This window comes from Faecalimonas canis (assembly GCF_054601575.1).
This window is the reverse complement of sequence record NZ_BAAHSI010000026.1, coordinates 13,785-31,689: the sequence shown is the minus strand read 5'-3', so window position 1 is coordinate 31,689 and position 17,905 is coordinate 13,785. Positions and strand designations below refer to the sequence as shown.

The 17,905-nt window shown below is 36.8% G+C and carries 14 protein-coding genes and 1 riboswitch; of the genes, 13 read left to right on the top strand and 1 reads right to left on the bottom strand.

Features of this window, described 5'->3' with window-relative positions; all coding sequences use genetic code 11:
- Window positions 1-12 precede the first annotated feature (12 nt).
- From rsgA to ACYPXO_RS07805, 9 genes are all read left to right on the top strand, one after another.
- Entirely contained in the window at window positions 13-891 is an 879-nt protein-coding gene (gene rsgA, locus ACYPXO_RS07845) for a ribosome small subunit-dependent GTPase A (protein ID WP_459640033.1), read from the top strand.
- Window positions 892-893: 2 nt separating this feature from the next.
- Window positions 894-1,556, top strand: a complete 663-nt coding sequence (rpe, locus tag ACYPXO_RS07840) for a ribulose-phosphate 3-epimerase (RefSeq protein WP_459640032.1) — start codon at window positions 894-896, stop codon at window positions 1,554-1,556.
- Entirely contained in the window at window positions 1,549-2,208 is a 660-nt protein-coding gene (locus ACYPXO_RS07835; RefSeq protein ID WP_459640031.1) for a thiamine diphosphokinase, read from the top strand. The genes rpe and ACYPXO_RS07835 overlap by 8 nt, the downstream gene beginning before the upstream one ends.
- 30 nt (window positions 2,209-2,238) lie before the next feature.
- Entirely contained in the window at window positions 2,239-3,336 is a 1,098-nt protein-coding gene (gene ychF / locus ACYPXO_RS07830) for a redox-regulated ATPase YchF (protein WP_459640030.1), read from the top strand.
- Between the two features lie 21 nt (window positions 3,337-3,357).
- Window positions 3,358-4,275 carry a prolipoprotein diacylglyceryl transferase gene (lgt, locus tag ACYPXO_RS07825; RefSeq protein ID WP_459640029.1) on the top strand — a complete coding sequence of 306 codons (918 nt, stop codon included), beginning with the start codon at window positions 3,358-3,360 and terminating at the stop codon, window positions 4,273-4,275.
- 129 nt (window positions 4,276-4,404) lie between these two features.
- Window positions 4,405-7,944 (top strand): pyruvate:ferredoxin (flavodoxin) oxidoreductase, encoded by a 3,540-nt coding sequence (nifJ, locus tag ACYPXO_RS07820; protein WP_459640028.1) that lies wholly within the window; start codon window positions 4,405-4,407, stop codon window positions 7,942-7,944.
- A 131-nt stretch (window positions 7,945-8,075) separates the two neighbouring features.
- A riboswitch (Lysine riboswitch) is annotated at window positions 8,076-8,246 on the top strand.
- 185 nt (window positions 8,247-8,431) lie between these two features.
- Window positions 8,432-9,997 (top strand): Na+/H+ antiporter NhaC family protein, encoded by a 1,566-nt coding sequence (locus ACYPXO_RS07815; protein ID WP_459640044.1) that lies wholly within the window; start codon window positions 8,432-8,434, stop codon window positions 9,995-9,997.
- 21 nt (window positions 9,998-10,018) lie between these two features.
- Complete coding sequence (locus tag ACYPXO_RS07810; protein ID WP_459640027.1) at window positions 10,019-10,375, top strand: DUF952 domain-containing protein; 357 nt, start codon at window positions 10,019-10,021, stop codon at window positions 10,373-10,375.
- A 76-nt stretch (window positions 10,376-10,451) separates the two neighbouring features.
- Window positions 10,452-12,239 carry an aminopeptidase P family protein gene (locus tag ACYPXO_RS07805; protein ID WP_459640026.1) on the top strand — a complete coding sequence of 596 codons (1,788 nt, stop codon included), beginning with the start codon at window positions 10,452-10,454 and terminating at the stop codon, window positions 12,237-12,239.
- 50 nt (window positions 12,240-12,289) lie between these two features.
- Here ACYPXO_RS07805 and ACYPXO_RS07800 read toward each other — a convergent pair whose 3' ends face one another.
- Window positions 12,290-12,916, bottom strand: a complete 627-nt coding sequence (locus ACYPXO_RS07800) for a GNAT family N-acetyltransferase (protein ID WP_459640025.1) — start codon at window positions 12,914-12,916, stop codon at window positions 12,290-12,292.
- Between the two features lie 170 nt (window positions 12,917-13,086).
- Here ACYPXO_RS07800 and ACYPXO_RS07795 point away from each other — a divergent pair, with 170 nt between their 5' ends.
- From ACYPXO_RS07795 to recO, 4 genes are all read left to right on the top strand, one after another.
- Window positions 13,087-16,011 carry an insulinase family protein gene (locus ACYPXO_RS07795; RefSeq protein ID WP_459640024.1) on the top strand — a complete coding sequence of 975 codons (2,925 nt, stop codon included), beginning with the start codon at window positions 13,087-13,089 and terminating at the stop codon, window positions 16,009-16,011.
- 23 nt (window positions 16,012-16,034) lie between these two features.
- The gene (gene era, locus ACYPXO_RS07790) at window positions 16,035-16,931 is read left to right on the top strand and encodes a GTPase Era (protein ID WP_459640023.1); all 897 of its coding nucleotides are present in this window, start codon (window positions 16,035-16,037) and stop codon (window positions 16,929-16,931) included.
- Between the two features lie 91 nt (window positions 16,932-17,022).
- Window positions 17,023-17,187, top strand: a complete 165-nt coding sequence (locus ACYPXO_RS07785; protein WP_459640022.1) for a hypothetical protein — start codon at window positions 17,023-17,025, stop codon at window positions 17,185-17,187.
- A complete protein-coding gene (recO, locus tag ACYPXO_RS07780) occupies window positions 17,123-17,869 on the top strand; it encodes a DNA repair protein RecO (protein ID WP_459640021.1) in 747 nt (248 codons plus the stop codon). The genes ACYPXO_RS07785 and recO overlap by 65 nt, the downstream gene beginning before the upstream one ends.
- Window positions 17,870-17,905 lie beyond the last annotated feature (36 nt).

Genomic DNA, 17,905 nt, shown 5'->3' with positions numbered 1-17,905 from the left:
TAGGAAAAAATAATGCAGGGAAAAATTATAAAAGGAATTGCCGGATTCTACTACGTTCACGTAGTAGAATTTGGCGTTTATGAATGTAAAGCAAAAGGAGCGTTTCGCAAAGAAAAGGTAAAATTACTTGTAGGCGATAACGTGGAAATAGACGTACTAAATGAAGAAAAGAAACTTGGAAATGTAGTTAAATTACTGCCGAGGGAGAATGAACTCATTCGTCCGGCGGTAGCCAATATAGATCAGGCACTTGTTGTGTTTGCCATTACAAAGCCAAAACCTCATTTCAATTTACTGGACAGATTTCTTGTCATGATGGAAAGCAAAAAAATTCCCATTGTACTATGTTTTAATAAGAAAGATATTGCTGAGGAAAAAGAAATTCGGGAATTAGAAGAAATTTATGAATCCTGCGGTTATCGGATTATTTTTACAAGTGCGAAAGAGGAAGAGAATATAAAACTTGTGAAGGAAGTTCTAAGAGGCAAAACGACTGCCGTGGCAGGTCCTTCAGGAGTGGGGAAATCCTCTCTGATTAATCTGTTTCAGTCGGAAATTCAGATGGAAACAGGAAGTATCAGCGAGAAGATAGAGCGGGGGAAACATACGACACGCCATTCAGAGTTAATTCCGATTGATAAGGAGTCATATATTATGGATACGCCCGGATTTAGTTCTCTCTATGTAAATGAATTTGAGAAAGAAGATTTAAAATACTACTTTCCGGAGTTTGAACAGTATGAGGGATTGTGCAAATTTAATGGCTGTGACCATATTCATGAGCCGAACTGTATGGTAAAACAGGCTGTGGAAGAAGGGAAAATTCACAGGGTAAGATATGAAAATTATATGGAAATGTATAAAGAATTACAGGAGAAAAGGAGATACTGATAATGAAATATATATTAGCGCCGTCCATATTAGCGGCGGATTTTAAAAATTTGGGGGAAGAAATTCAGGCAACAGAACAAAATGGAGCAGAGTATCTGCATTTTGATGTTATGGATGGATTATTTGTACCGAGTATTTCCTTTGGAATGCCTGTGCTACAATCAATCAAAAGTTGTACAAATCAAGTGATTGACGCTCATTTAATGATAAATGAGCCAATTCGATATGTGGAAGCGTTTCAGAAAGCGGGGGCAGATTTAATTACTATTCATCTGGAAGCCTGTGAAGATGTTCATAAAACTCTTGAGAAAATCAAAGAGTGTGGATTGAAAGCGGGAATTTCCATTTGTCCGGATACACCGGTGTCTGCTTTGGAAGAGTATGTAAATGAAGTGGATATGATACTGATCATGTCAGTACATCCGGGATTTGGCGGACAAAAATTTATTGAAGATTCTCTAACAAAAATCCGTATGACAAGAGAGATGCTTAACAGATATGGATTGGATACGGACATTCAGGTTGACGGTGGCATTTATACATCAAATGTAAAAAATGTGTTAAAAGCAGGAGCAAATATTATTGTAGCCGGTTCGGCCGTTTTCAAAGGGGACGCGAAGAAAAATACAAGAGAGTTTATGGAGATTTTGAACAAATATGAATAAGCGTGCAGTGATTGTAAGCGGTGGGATGATTCAAGAAGAATTTGTATCCGAAAAATTGAGAGAGTTGAAACATGATGTCCTTATCGGAGTCGACAGGGGCGTGGAATTTCTATATCAGAATCATATAACACCGGATTATATCGTTGGAGATTTTGACAGTCTTTCAGAAGAAATTGTACAATTTTATCGGGAGAATACGGATGTTTCCATTAGAAAATTTAATCCGGAAAAAGATTTTTCCGATACGGAGATTGCAGTTTGTCAGGCGATGGAACTAGACTGTGAGGAGATTATCCTTCTGGGAGCGACGGGAAATAGAATAGATCATGTTCTTGCAAATATTCAGGTGTTGGCAATTCCGCACAAAAAAGGAATTCATGCAGAGATAATTGATGAAAACAACAGGATTTATCTTATAGAACATGAGTCGGTGCTGGAAAAATCTAAAATGTACGGGAAATATTTTTCCGTATTTCCGTTGGACAGATGTATAGAAAACTTTTCTATAATCGGAGCAAAATATCCGTTGCACAATCATAGATTATGTCCGTATGATAGCCTGTGCGTCAGCAATCAGGCACAGGAAGAACAGGTGAAGATAACATTTTCGGAAGGAATTGTTATTTTGATAGAAGCAAAAGAGGAAAACTAGAAAAATAAAATGAAGGCGAGGATAAAGTAAATGAAATTAGGAATCGTGGGATTACCAAACGTAGGAAAAAGTACATTGTTTAATTCCCTTACAAAAGCGGGAGCAGAATCAGCAAACTATCCGTTCTGTACAATCGACCCAAATGTTGGTGTTGTAACTGTACCGGATAAACGATTGGATGTTTTGGGAGAAATGTACCATACGAAAAAAATCGTTCCGGCAGCCATTGAATTTGTAGATATTGCGGGACTTGTAAAAGGTGCGTCAAAGGGCGAAGGACTGGGAAATCAGTTTTTGGCAAATATTCGTGAGGTAGATGCGATTGTACATGTTGTTCGTTGTTTTGAGGACAGTAATATTGTCCATGTAGACGGAAGTATTGCTCCTCTTCGTGATATTGAAACAATTAATTTGGAATTAATTTTCTCTGATATTGAAATTTTAGAGAGAAGAATTGCAAAAGCGGTAAAAGTGGCAAGAAACGATAAAACAGTTGCGAAGGAATTGGCACTTTTAGAACGCTTAAAAGCATATTTGGAAGAAGGAAATATGGCTCGCAGTTTTGAAGTCGAAGATGACGATGAACTGGAATGGCTTGAAAGTTATAACCTTCTCACATACAAACCGGTTATTTTCGCTGCAAATGTAGCCGAAGATGATTTGGCAAATGATGCTGCTGACAACGAAGGAGTTTGTGCGGTTCGTGAATATGCAAAGAAAGAAAATTGCGAAGTATTTGTTGTATGCGCTCAAATTGAACAGGAAATTGCAGAGTTAGATGATGACGAAAAGAAAATGTTCTTGGAGGATTTAGGATTAGAAGAATCAGGATTGGAAAAATTAATTCGTGCAAGTTATAGTCTGCTTGGTTTAATTAGTTACTTGACAGCTGGTGAGCCGGAAGTTCGCGCATGGACAATTAAAAAAGGAACAAAAGCACCGCAGGCAGCAGGAAAAATCCATACAGATTTTGAACGTGGATTTATCCGTGCAGAGATTGTAAGTTACGATGACTTAATGGAATGTGGAACATACGCTGCGGCGAAGGAGAAGGGGCTTGTTCGTTTAGAGGGGAAAGAATACGTTGTAAAAGACGGAGATATTATTTTATTTAGATTTAATGTATAAAAGATAAGAGGGGGAAAGAGTATGAATAAGATGATTAATTTCCCTAATTTAAATATTCATTGGGAAAATGTAGGGCAAAAAATAAATCTGTTCGGGATTGAAATTACATATTTTGGGATTTTACTCGGAGTTGCTCTTCTGTTTGGCATTGCCCTTACTATGTGGCTTGCGCACAGAAGCGGACAAGAGGCGGAAGAATATTTGACCCTTTCTATATTTGTTGTGATTTCCGGTGTAATCGGTGCAAGGCTTTACTATGTACTTTTCGGATTTGAACAGTTTAAGGGAAATTGGATGAAAATATTCAACATTCGCTCGGGAGGGCTGGCGTTTTACGGAGCGTTGATAGCAGGAGTGATAGCGGTATTTATTTACAGTAAAAGACAGGGACTTATTGTATGGAAAGTGTTGGACACAATTGTTCCAGCACTGCTCATTGGGCAGATTTTAGGGAAACTGGGGAATTTCTTTAACAGGGAAGCTTTTGGAGAATACACGGACGGTCTTTTTGCCATGCAGTTGCCGATTGATTCGGTCAGAGCGGTGGATGTGACGGAGAAAATGCGTCAGAATGTAGAAAAGATAGACGGAATAAATATGATTCAGGTCAGCCCGTCATTTCTGTATGAGATTATTCTTTGTCTGATTATTTTGATTGGGCTTCTTATCTATAGACGCTTTGAAGTGTATAAAGGAGAAATTTTCCTTCTTTACATTATCGGTTATGGCGCGGGAAGATTTTTCATTGAAATGGGAAGAGTGGATAAACTGAGAACAATTATTTTTGATTTACCTGTATCTCAGGTTATAGCGGTTGTATCTGTTATTATAGCGATGGTGCTTCTTGCCGTTACTTATAAATCGGGCGACGGACAGGGAAGAGGATTTTTCCGAATGAACTCTAAAAAGAAAAAAAATAAATTAAGATTTCCAAAATAAAGAAAAGTCTGGTGATTATTGTATTGTTTTCTAAAAGGAACAAATAATCACTAGACTTTTATTTTTTATGGGATTATAATATAAATATATGTGAAAATTCAACATGAAAATTTGAAGGAGGACAAACCAATGGGAAGAAAAATGAAAACCATGGACGGTAATCATGCAGCAGCACACGCTTCGTATGCTTTTACTGACGTTGCCGCTATTTACCCAATTACACCTTCATCCGTTATGGCGGAAGCTACAGATGAATGGGCTACTCAAGGTAGAACAAATATTTTCGGACAGACTGTTCAAGTTACAGAAATGCAATCAGAGGCAGGTGCTGCAGGTACTGTACACGGTTCTTTAGCAGCAGGTGCTTTAACAACAACATACACAGCATCTCAGGGATTATTGCTTATGATTCCTAACTTATACAAAATCGCAGGAGAACAGTTACCGGGTGTATTTAACGTATCCGCTCGTGCTTTAGCAAGCCATGCGTTATCTATTTTCGGTGACCACTCAGACGTTTATGCTTGTCGTCAGACAGGTTGTGCAATGCTCTGCGAATCAAGTGTACAGGAAGTTATGGACTTAACACCGGTTGCGCATCTTTCAGCAATCAAAGGAAAGATTCCATTTATTAATTTCTTTGACGGATTCAGAACTTCTCATGAAATTCAGAAAATTGAAACATGGGATTATGAAGATTTAAAAGATATGGCAGACATGGATGCAATCGACGCATTCAGAAAACACGCTTTAAATCCAAATCATCCATGTCAGAGAGGTTCAGCACAGAACCCTGATATTTTCTTCCAGGCAAGAGAAGCTTGTAATCCATATTATGACGCAATGCCTGGAATCGTACAGGAATACATGGATAAAGTTAATGCAAAAATTGGAACAAACTATAAATTATTCAACTATCATGGTGCTGAAGATGCAGAACACGTTATTGTTGCTATGGGTTCTGTATGTGATACAATCGATGAAACAGTTGATTATTTAATGGCAGCAGGACGCAAAGTCGGCGTTGTTAAAGTTCGTCTTTACAGACCGTTCTGTGCAGAAGCATTAGTAAATGCAATTCCTGACTCTGTAAAACAGATTACAGTTCTTGACAGAACAAAAGAACCGGGAGCACTTGGAGAACCATTATACTTAGATGTTGTAGCAGCATTAAAAGGAACAAAATTTGATGCAGTACCTGTATTTACAGGACGTTACGGTTTGGGTTCTAAAGATACAACACCGGCTCAGATTGTTGCAGTATATGACAACAACGAAAAACAGAAATTTACAATCGGTATCGTAGATGATGTGACAAACTTATCATTAGAAGTTGGGGCACCATTAGTTACAACTCCTGAAGGTACAATTAACTGTAAATTCTGGGGACTTGGTGCTGACGGTACTGTTGGGGCAAACAAAAACTCTATCAAGATTATCGGTGATAATACGGATATGTATGCTCAGGCATATTTTGATTACGACTCTAAGAAATCAGGCGGTGTAACAATGTCACACCTTCGTTTTGGTAAGAGTCCAATCAAATCGACATATTTAATTAAACAGGCTAACTTTGTTGCCTGCCACAATCCATCTTATATTAACAAATATAATATGGTTCAGGAATTAGTTGACGGCGGTACATTCTTATTGAACTGCCCGTGGGATATGGAAGGTTTGGAAAAACATTTACCAGGACAGGTAAAATCATTTATTGCAAACCACAATATCAAATTCTATGTAATTGACGGTATTAAGATTGGTAAAGAAATCGGACTTGGCGGACGTATCAACACAGTTCTTCAGTCAGCATTCTTTAAACTTGCAAATATCATTCCGGAAGACCATGCTATCGAATTAATGAAAGCGGCAGCAAAGGCTTCTTACGGTAAAAAAGGTGACAAGATTGTTCAGATGAACTACGACGCTATCGATGCAGGTGCAAAACAGGTAGTAGAAATCGAAGTTCCTGAATCTTGGAAAACAGCAGAAGATGAAGGTTTATTTACACCAGAAGTAAAAGGTGGAAAACCTGAAGTAGTAGATTTTGTTAAAAATATTCAGGCAAAAGTAAATGCACAGGAAGGAAACTCTCTTCCGGTATCTGCATTCACAGAATATGTTGACGGTTCTACACCATCAGGTACATCTGCATATGAAAAACGTGGTATTGCAGTAGATATTCCTGTATGGAAACCTGAAAATTGTATCCAGTGTAACCGTTGTGCATATGTATGTCCTCATGCAGTTATCCGTCCGGTAGCATTGACAGAGGAAGAAGCAGCAAATGCACCGGAAGGACTTGAAACAATCGACATGATTGGTATGCCGGGATTGAAATTCACAATGACGGTATCTGCTTATGACTGTACAGGTTGTGGTTCATGTGCTAACGTATGTCCTGGTAAGAAGGGTGAAAAAGCACTTGTAATGGAAAATATGGAAGCAAATGCAGGAAAACAAGATTTCTTTGATTATGGAAGAGAAATTCCTGTAAAACCTGAAGTGGTTGCTAAATTCAAAGAAACTACAGTAAAAGGAAGTCAGTTCAAACAGCCATTACTTGAGTTCTCAGGTGCTTGTGCAGGTTGTGGAGAAACTCCATATGCAAAATTGATCACACAGTTATTTGGTGACAGAATGTACATTGCAAATGCAACAGGTTGTTCTTCAATCTGGGGTAACTCTTCACCATCTACACCATATACAGTAAACGAAAAAGGACAAGGTCCTGCATGGTCTAACTCATTATTTGAAGATAATGCTGAGTTCGGTTATGGTATGTTATTAGCGCAAAAAGCGTTAAGAAACGGCTTAAAAGCAAAAGTAGAAAAATTAGTTGAAAGCGGAGAGAATGAAGCAGTTGTTACAGCAGGAAAAGAATGGTTAGATACATTCAACTGTGGTGCAACAAACGGAACAGCAACAGATAACTTAGTTGCTGCGTTAGAAAATTGTGACTGCGGATGTGAATTAAGAGCAGATATTTTAAATAACAAAGATTTCTTAGCGAAAAAATCACAGTGGATCTTCGGTGGAGATGGTTGGGCTTATGATATCGGATTTGGCGGTGTTGACCATGTCTTAGCATCAGGTCAGGACATCAACATTATGGTATTCGATACAGAAGTTTACTCTAATACAGGTGGACAGTCTTCTAAATCAACACCTACAGGTGCAATTGCTCAGTTTGCAGCAGCAGGTAAAGAAGTGAAGAAGAAAGATATGGCAAGTATTGCTATGAGTTACGGTTATGTATATGTAGCACAGATTGCTATGGGTGCTGACTTTAACCAGACAGTAAAAGCAATCGCAGAAGCAGAAGCATATCCGGGACCATCATTAATTATTGCTTACGCTCCATGTATCAACCACGGTATTAAGAAGGGTATGAACAAAGCGCAGACAGAAGAAGAATTAGCAGTAAAATCAGGATATTGGCACAACTTCCGCTTCAATCCGGCAGCAGAAGGAAACAAATTTACTCTTGACAGTAAAGAGCCAACTGAAAGTTACAGAGAATTTTTAGACGGCGAAGTTCGTTACAACGCTTTAGCAAGAATGAATCCGGAAAGAGCAGAAGAATTATTTGCTAAATCAGAAAAAGCAGCAAAAGAAAGATATGCTTATTTGAACAAATTAATTACTCTTTATGGAAATGAAGAATAGAATGAAATAGTAAGACAGCACGGTCAAAAAAATGATCGTGCTGTCTTTGCATATAAAATTTTGATGAAAGAAATATAAAAAACATTTTACAATTCATAAAAAGTATGCTAAAATCAAAAGCAATTGAATAACTGAAAGATAGAGGTGCATTTTTAAAGAGTACTGTTTAGTGTAAGTGGGACAGACTTCTAAGCAGGAAAGGGAAAGATGCCGAAGAATAAATTTTTTGTCCGAGGATTTGTTCTGGGACGTTGTATAAGATACAACGTACTGTCACAGAAGTGTGGAGCGCTATCATAGATTAGAATATATCATATGTCGTATATATTTCATTGTATACATAACCATAGACGTTCCTCAAGAAAGTCTATGGTTTTTTTCATTCTAAGAAGTGAGCAGTTTATTTCAGTCATTCAAAATAAAAAGAATGAAGAGAGGGTTTATGATGAAAAAAGATTCAAGAAGAAAAATACTTGCTGTTGTGAGCATGGTTTTATTATGTGTAATGATGTGTTCGATGACAGTATTTGCGGCGGAGGAACCGCCAAAACCGGAATTATATGCGACATTTTGGACATTAATTCCGCCGGTTGTAGCGATTGCGCTGGCATTAATTACAAAAGAAGTGTATAGTTCTTTGTTTGTTGGGATTTTAGTAGGTGCATTGTTCTATTCGGGATTTTCCTTTGAAGGAACGGTTACCCATATTTTCCAAGGAGGCATTATCAGCGTACTTTCAGATGAGTATAACGTAGGAATTTTAGTGTTCCTTGTTATTTTGGGAGCGATGGTAGCACTGATGAACAGAGCAGGAGGTTCAGCGGCATTCGGACGTTGGGCAGGAGAACATATTAAAACGAGAGTGGGAGCCCAGTTGGCTACGGTTGTTCTCGGCGTATTGATTTTTATTGATGATTATTTTAACTGTCTGACAGTAGGAAGTGTTATGCGTCCGGTAACGGATAAACATAATGTATCTCGTGCAAAACTTGCATATTTAATTGACTCAACAGCGGCTCCAATTTGCATTATCGCACCGATTTCTTCATGGGCGGCAGCAGTCACAGGGTTTGTAAAAGGTGAAGATGGATTTTCTATTTTTATTAAAGCAATTCCATATAACTTTTATGCTTTACTTACAATCGTAATGATGATTGCCATTGTGACCATGAAAATTGATTACGGTCCAATGAAAATACATGAGGATAATGCGAAGAAGGGAGATATTTACACAACTCCTGACAGACCATATGAAAATGCGTCAACAGAAGTGGTAAATCATAATGGAAAAGTAATCGACTTAGTTATTCCGATTCTTTCGCTTATTGTATGCTGTGTAATCGGTATGATTTATACAGGTGGATTTTTTGATGGAAGAGATTTTGTGACAGCATTTTCAAAGAGTGATGCTTCAGTAGGTCTTGTGCTTGGAAGTTTCTTTGCATTAGTTATTACAATTGTGCTATATATGATTCGTAGAGTGTTGAGTTTCTCAGATTGTATGTCATGTATTCCTGAAGGATTTAAAGCGATGGTTCCTGCAATTATGATTTTGACATTTGCGTGGACGTTAAAGGCAATGACGGATAGTTTGGGAGCAGCAGTATATGTAGAAGGATTAGTAAAAAGTTCAGCCGGAAGTTTTATGAATTTCTTGCCGGCAGTCATCTTCTTAATTGGCTGTTTGTTGGCGTTTGCTACAGGTACTTCATGGGGAACATTTGGCATTTTGATTCCGATTGTTGTTCAGGCATTTGCAAATGATCCTGAACTTATGATTATCTCTATTTCTGCTTGTATGGCAGGAGCAGTCTGTGGGGATCATTGTTCACCGATTTCAGATACGACTATTATGGCATCGGCGGGAGCAAGGAGTAACCATGTAAATCATGTATCTACACAGTTGCCGTATGCAATGACTGCAGCAGCAGTTACATTCGTGACATATATTGTTGCAGGATTTGTACAATCAGCATGGATTTCATTACCTTTTGGTATCGTGTTGATGTTGTCAGTACTGGTTGTGATTAAGAAAAGAACAAAAAGTGCATAAAATATAAGAGGAGAGAGTTCTATGTTGATTTTACATTGTATAAAAGAAAAACTGTATGAAGAAATGAGAGAAGATGATTATTTCGGAAAAATATTGTTGGAAAACAATTCATTTATTCATTGTTCTTCTATCGAATACTTTTGGAGAGTTTCACCTCATTTTGATAACGAAAAAGAAAAGTTGGTGTTACTTGTGATTGATACGGGCAATCTTGATGTATCTGTAAAATGGGAAGACTTAGAAAAATGTGGAAGAGAATATCCACATATTTACGGATTGATAAAAAAGGAAGCAATTAAAAATGTTCTGCCATATTTAAAGAGGGAAGACGGAACGTGGATAAAGAACGAAGAATTAAAACATATTGCGGATAAGTAAAAAATTGTGGTATTATGTATGTAATTAAAATGGCAGGGACGGTGAAAACCGGCCCTTAAAATAAGGAGGTTGTGACATGAAAGTTACAGAAAGAATCGCAAAATTGCGTGCATTGATGGAAGAAAGAAACATTGATATGTACATTGTTCCATCAGCAGATAATCATCAAAGTGAATATGTTGGAGAACATTTCAAGGCAAGAGAATTTATCACGGGATTTACAGGTTCTGCCGGTACTGCGGTAATTACTAAAACAGAAGCGGGACTTTGGACAGACGGAAGATACTTCCTTCAGGCAGAACAGCAGTTAGAAGGTTCGGGCGTAGACCTTTATCGTATGGGAAATCCGGGAGTTCCTACAGTTCTTGAATTTATATCAGATAAATTAGAAGAAAACGGTACATTAGGATTTGACGGACGTCTTGTTGCGGTTGATGAAGGAAAAGAATATGCAAATGCCGCATCAAAGAAAGGCGGAAGTGTCAATTATGCTTATGATTTAGTAGATGAAGTTTGGGAAGACCGTCCGGCATTGTCTACAGAAAAAGCATTTGCATTAGATGAAAAACTTGTCGGAGAAAGTACAGAATCTAAGTTGGCACGTATCAGAAAAGTGATGGGAGAAGTTGGAGCAAACGTTCATGTTATCACATCATTAGATGATGTTGCATGGACATTGAATGTCAGAGGGAATGACGTTGCATACTCTCCATTATTATTAAGTTATCTTGTTATTACAATGGATCAGGTTGATTTATATGTGGATGAAACAAAATTAAATGATGAAATCAGAGCAAACTTCGATAAAGTAAATGTTGTGCTTCATCCATATAACGATATTTATGAGGCAATGAAGACATATGGTGCAGATGATACATTGCTTATTGATCCAGACAGATTAAACTATGCACTTTACTACAACATCGGAGAAAATGTTCATACAGTAGAAAGACAGAATCCTACAGTATTAATGAAAGCGATGAAAAATGAAGTAGAACTTGCCAACACAAGAAATGCTCATATCAAAGACGGTGTTGCAATGACAAAATTCATGAAATGGGTAAAAGAAAATGTTGGTAAAATGACAATTACTGAGATGAGTGCATCTGAGAAATTGGAACAGTTCCGTGCAGAACAGGAAGGTTTCTTATGGCCAAGTTTTGAGCCAATCTGCGGATACGGAGAACACGCTGCTATCGTACACTACACTTCTACACCGGAAACAGATGTAGAATTAAAAGAAGGAGCATTGTTCTTGACAGATACAGGCGGAAACTACTATGAAGGTTCTACAGATATTACAAGAACATTTGCATTAGGTGAAGTAAGTGATATTGAAAAATTGCACTTTACAACAGTTGCAAAAAGTATGTTAAATCTTGCAAATGCAAAATTTATGTATGGAGCAATGGGTGTAAACTTAGATATTCTTGCAAGAAAACCATTCTGGGATATGAATTTAAACTTCAATCACGGAACAGGACATGGAGTAGGATATTTATTAAATATTCATGAAGGCCCTTCAGGAATTAGATGGCAGTACAGACCAAGTGAAACAACACCGTTTGAAGAAGGTATGGTTGTTACGGATGAACCGGGTATCTACATTGCAGGTTCTCATGGTATCCGTACAGAAAATGAATTGATTGTCCGCAAGGGAGAAGCAAATGAATATGGTCAGTTTATGTATTTTGAAACAATGACATTTGTGCCAATCGATTTAGATGCAATCAATCCTGATATTATGTCAGCAGAGGATAAGAAAATGTTGAATGATTATCACAAACAGGTATTTGAAAAGATTTCTCCATACTTAAATGAAGAAGAAACAGAATGGTTGAAAAAATATACAAGAGAAATTTAGAAAAGATTACAAAAAGCGGAAATCCAATCGGGACTTCCGCTTTTATGATTTTATTTTACGTTATCATAGATGAAAAAGGTCATATTACCGATTTGATTTTTGATTTCAAAAGTGTGTTGTTTTTCGCATCGTCTGACCATGCCCTGATGTTCATAGAAACCGTAATTGCAACTTGTGTCAGTAAATAGGTAATAGTTTTTTACACATTCACTCTCCATATAATCGTTTAATTTAGAAAATAATTGCTTGCCTATTCCATAGCCACGACACTGTTTATCCACGGCGAAGAAAGCAACTTCTCCATCATATTGTATAGGAGAAGATTCTAGAAGTTCTTTGTCAATTCCATTTACATTTCCAAAGATTTTGGAAACGTTTCTCCCTTCTTTTCTGCATAGCAGATCAAAAATAGAAATGGTTCGTTTAAGCAAAAGGGTGAATGAATTTTTGAATTTTTTGATATTTTTTCCCATAATAATTCCGACAGGTGTATTATCCAGCACGGCAACCTGTGTAAAAGTTTGATTTGCCAGACAACTGTTTAAGAAGACAGCAGCCATTTTATCGGCGATTTTAGGGCTGGCAAAAGAATCGTATTTCCATGCCTCACGGATAATATTTTTGATTACCTTAAAATCTTCTTTTTTATAACATCTAAATGTAAGTTGTTTTTCCATAAATTATTCCTCCTAAATGTGCTTTCGTATCAAACTATAAACTATACAGTTGCTGTAAAGTCAATAGATATAAAACTATTGTGACAAACTTCTTTTTTTGTGGAAAAGGTGTTATAATAAACTAAATTGGCAAAAATGTAAAAAGAATGAAAATAGGAGAGAAGAGATATATGAAGTTACAGGAATTAGCAGCATATGAATTACTTCAGGAACATCATCTGAAAGATTTACAGTCGGAAGGCTATATATTAAAACATAAAAAAAGTGGGGCGAAAGTTGTTCTTCTTTCAAATAATGACGAGAATAAAGTGTTTTCTATCGGATTTCGTACACCGCCGAAGGATAGCACAGGGTTACCACATATTTTGGAACATTCCGTTTTGTGCGGTTCTAAACGATTTCCGTCAAAAGACCCGTTTGTTGAATTGGTAAAAGGGTCTTTGAACACATTTTTAAATGCGATGACTTATCCGGATAAAACAGTGTATCCGATTGCAAGTTGCAATGATAAAGATTTTCAAAATTTGATGCATGTTTATATGGATGCGGTGTTCTATCCGAATATTTACGAGCATGACGAGATTTTCCGTCAGGAAGGTTGGAGTTATAAACTGGACAGTGCGGATGGAAAGTTAGAATATAACGGTGTTGTATATAATGAGATGAAGGGCGCTTTTTCTTCTCCGGAGGGAGTCTTGGACAGAGTTGTATTAAATTCACTTTTTCCGGATACTTCTTATAGAAATGAGTCGGGTGGAGATCCGGAAGTTATTCCGGAACTTACTTATGAACAATTTTTGGAGTTCCACAGAAAATATTATCATCCGTCTAATAGTTACATTTATCTGTACGGAGATATGGATATGGCAGAAAAACTGGAGTGGCTCGATAAAGAGTATTTAAGTCAGTTTGATGCGATAGAAATTGACTCGGAAATTAAAAAACAGGAAGCATTTACAGAGAGAAAAGAAGTGGAAATATCATATTCTGTTTCAAGCAACGAATCAGAAGAAGATAATACCTATTTATCTTATAACAAAGTTATAGGGACAAGTTTAGACAGAAATTTATATTTGGCATTTGAAATATTAGACTATGCACTTCTTTCTGCACCGGGAGCACCACTTAAGAAAGCGCTTGTAGATGCAGGAATTGGAAGAGATATTATGGGGTCATATGACAATGGAATTTATCAGCCGGTATTTTCTATTGTGGCAAAAAATGCAAATATTGAGCAGAAAGAAGAATTTATTTCCGTTATTGAAAGCACATTGAAAGCCATTGTGGAAAACGGCATGGATAAAAAGGCAATTGAGGCGGGAATTAATTATCACGAATTCCGTTATCGTGAAGCCGATTTTGGAAACTTTCCTAAAGGGCTTATGTATGGATTACAGATTTTTGACAGTTGGCTCTATGATGATGAGAAACCGTTTATCCATTTAGATGCCATTGAAACATTTGACTTCTTGAAAAAACAGGTAAATACAGATTATTTTGAGCAGTTAATACAGAAGTATTTGTTGGATAACACACATGCATCTATTGTAGTTGTAAAAGCAGAGAAAGGACGTACTGCCAGATTGGAAAAAGAACTGGATGAGAAATTACAGGCATATAAGGCAAGTCTTTCAAAAGAAGAAGTTGACAAACTTGTAGAAAGAACGGCGCAATTAATTGCATATCAGGAAGAACCGTCCACAGAAGAGGAGTTAAAGACAATTCCTGTGCTTGAAAGAGAAGATATTTCAAGAGAAATTGCACCGATTTATAATGAGGAAAAATATTATAACGATACATTGATGATTTACCATAATATTGAAACAAACGGTATCGGTTATGTGGACTTATTGTTTGATTTATCGGCAGTTCCGGCGGGAATGTTATCTTATGTAGGTATTTTACAGTCTGTTTTGGGGATTATTGACACAAAGAATTATGAGTATGGGGAATTGTTTAATGAAATTAATGTTCATACAGGTGGAATCGGCACTTCATTAGAAATGTATCCGGATGTGACGAAAGCGAAAGAAAAAGAATTTAAAGCTACTTTTGAGATGAAGTCAAAAGCGTTGTATAATAAACTACCGGTTGCATTCGCCATGATGAAAGAAATTTTAGTGAATTCTAAACTGGATGATGAAAAGCGTTTGAAAGAAATTTTGGATATGACAAAATCAAGATTACAAATGCGTTTTCAGTCGGCAGGGCATTTAACTTCTGCACTTCGTGCGATGTCTTATGCTTCACCGTTAGCAAAATTTAAGGATATTACAAACGGAATCGGATTTTATCAGACGGTAAATGATATTTGCGAGCACTTCGATGAGAAGAAGGAAGAATTAATTCAAAATCTGCAAAAATTATGCAAAATACTTTTCAGAGCCGATAATATGATGATTAGTTATACGGCATCCGAAGAAGGTCTTACAAATATGGACAAATTCATTGCAGATTTGAAAGTTGATTTATATAAGGAAAATGTGGAAAGTACACCTTGTGTACTGCACTGTGAGAAGAAAAATGAAGGATTTAAAACTTCATCTAAAGTACAATATGTGGCGAGAGCAGGAAACTTTATTGATCAGGGAGTAGACTATACGGGAGCACTTCAAATTTTGAAAGTGATTTTGAGTTACGATTATTTATGGCAGAATGTCAGGGTGAAAGGTGGAGCATACGGATGTATGAGCAGTTTCAATCGCTTGGGAGATGGATATTTCGTATCTTACCGTGACCCGAATTTAGAAAAGACAAATGAAATCTATGAGGGAATTACAGACTATCTTCGCAATTTTAATGTGACTGACAGGGATATGACAAAATACATTATCGGAACAATCAGCAATATAGACCAGCCGATGAATCCGGTGGCAAAAGGTGACCGTTCACTAAATCTCTATATGAATCGTGTTTCAAAAGAAATGATAGAGATGGAGAGAAAACAGATATTGGATGCAACGCAGGAAGACATTCGTCAACTTGCCGATATAGTTGAGGCGGTGCTTAACGCAAACCAACTTTGTGTTATCGGAGGCGAAGAAAAGATTGAGGAGCAGAAATCGTTGTTTGATGAGATAAAAGATTTATTTTAAATATACAAAAAAGAGAGGTAAACATGAAAGCAGATTATAAATCAGGTTTTGTAACTTTAATCGGAAGACCAAATGTGGGAAAATCAACATTGATGAATTATTTGATTGGACAGAAAATTGCAATTACATCAAATAAGCCACAGACAACAAGAAACAGAATTCAGACTGTGCTGACAACAGAGCAGGGACAGGTTGTATTTGTGGATACTCCGGGAATCCATAAGGCGAAAAACAAACTGGGAGAATATATGGTAAATGTTGCGGAACGCACATTAAATGAAGTGGACGTTGTGCTTTGGCTTGTAGAGCCGTCTACATTTATCGGAGCAGGGGAAAAACACATTGCAGAACAGTTGAAAAGGGTAAAAACTCCTGTTATTCTCGTTATCAATAAAGTGGATATGGTAAAAAAAGATGAAGTATTTGCTTTTATTGATGCATATCAAAAAATCTATGATTTTGCGGCAATCGTTCCGGTTTCAGCAAAAAATGGGGAAAATACAGATGAATTATTGAAAGTTTTATTTCAGTATCTCCCATATGGACCACAGTTTTATGATGAAGATACAGTCACAGATCAGCCACAAAGACAGATTGTTGCGGAAATTATTCGCGAAAAGGCATTACACGCATTAAATGAAGAAATTCCACATGGAATTGCGGTTTCTATTGAAAAAATGCAGTTTAAAAGAAAAATCGTGGAAATAGAGGCGACAATCATTTGTGAGAGAGATTCCCACAAAGGAATTATTATCGGAAAACAGGGAAGTATGTTAAAGAAGATAGGAACAAACGCCCGTTATGAAATTGAAAAAATGCTGGAAATGCAGGTAAATTTGAAATTGTGGGTAAAGGTAAAAAAAGACTGGAGAGATAGTGATTTCCTTATTAAAAACTTTGGATACACAAAAGATGAATAATATTTTTGGAAATGCTGGAAGTTTTTTGCTGGTATAGAGCAGGCATAATCGGAGAACCTAAAAATAAAGGAACAGAAGAAGAGGTGATTCGATGGAACTTTCAGCGTGGGATAAATTTTCCAAGACGGGAAAAATCGAGGATTATTTAGAATACTGCGAGAGCAGAATGGAAAAGACAGGGGAATACAATCGTGAATCAGCCGGTGATAGTGACAGGTATTGTGCTGTCAGTGACTCCAATAGGGGAGTACGATAAAAGAGTTGTAATTCTGACAAAGGAAAAAGGAAGGATTTCAGCATTTGCCAAAGGGGCAAGAAGACCGAACAGCCAGTTTGGAGGTGCTGTAAGTCCTTTTTGCTTTGGAGAATTTACATTATATGAAGGAAGAAATTCTTATAATATTATGCAGGTTCATATTTCCAATTATTTTCAGGAACTGAAAAATGATATGGAGGCTACATATTACGGGTTCTATTTTATGGAGTTTGCGGAATATTATACAAGAGAGCAGAAAGATGAAACGGAAATGCTTAAATTGTTGTATCAGACCTTTCGGGCATTGACGAAGAAAAATATTTCAAATGAGTTGATACGTTGCATTTATGAATTGAAAGCAGTGTATATTAACGGGGAAGGACCTCAAGTATTTCAATGTGTAAAATGTGGAAATGGGGAAGCGCCATTTATATTCAGTGTAAGACAGGGTGGAATTATTTGCAAAAATTGTATCAAAGAAGTAAACGATGTGGTGGAAATAGATACGTCCACGTTGTATGCTATGCAGTACATCGCAGGCTCATCCATTGAAAAATTGTATACATTTACGGTATCGGAAAATGTACTGAAAAAGTTGAAAAAAATTGTGTCGGGATACCTTTCTTTTTATGTGGATAAAACATTCAAATCTCTGGAAATATTGGAAATTTGTCTAAAGTAAAAAAGTAAACATTTACAATCTTATAGAAAAACTGTA

Coding starts and splice junctions, on each gene's coding strand:
- rsgA (WP_459640033.1), top strand. CDS start 13: ATGCAGGGAAAAATTATAAAAGGAATTGCCGGATTCTACTACGTTCAC.
- rpe (WP_459640032.1), top strand. CDS start 894: ATGAAATATATATTAGCGCCGTCCATATTAGCGGCGGATTTTAAAAAT.
- ACYPXO_RS07835 (WP_459640031.1), top strand. CDS start 1,549: ATGAATAAGCGTGCAGTGATTGTAAGCGGTGGGATGATTCAAGAAGAA.
- ychF (WP_459640030.1), top strand. CDS start 2,239: ATGAAATTAGGAATCGTGGGATTACCAAACGTAGGAAAAAGTACATTG.
- lgt (WP_459640029.1), top strand. CDS start 3,358: ATGAATAAGATGATTAATTTCCCTAATTTAAATATTCATTGGGAAAAT.
- nifJ (WP_459640028.1), top strand. CDS start 4,405: ATGGGAAGAAAAATGAAAACCATGGACGGTAATCATGCAGCAGCACAC.
- ACYPXO_RS07815 (WP_459640044.1), top strand. CDS start 8,432: ATGGTTTTATTATGTGTAATGATGTGTTCGATGACAGTATTTGCGGCG.
- ACYPXO_RS07810 (WP_459640027.1), top strand. CDS start 10,019: ATGTTGATTTTACATTGTATAAAAGAAAAACTGTATGAAGAAATGAGA.
- ACYPXO_RS07805 (WP_459640026.1), top strand. CDS start 10,452: ATGAAAGTTACAGAAAGAATCGCAAAATTGCGTGCATTGATGGAAGAA.
- ACYPXO_RS07800 (WP_459640025.1), bottom strand. CDS start 12,916: ATGGAAAAACAACTTACATTTAGATGTTATAAAAAAGAAGATTTTAAG.
- ACYPXO_RS07795 (WP_459640024.1), top strand. CDS start 13,087: ATGAAGTTACAGGAATTAGCAGCATATGAATTACTTCAGGAACATCAT.
- era (WP_459640023.1), top strand. CDS start 16,035: ATGAAAGCAGATTATAAATCAGGTTTTGTAACTTTAATCGGAAGACCA.
- ACYPXO_RS07785 (WP_459640022.1), top strand. CDS start 17,023: ATGGAACTTTCAGCGTGGGATAAATTTTCCAAGACGGGAAAAATCGAG.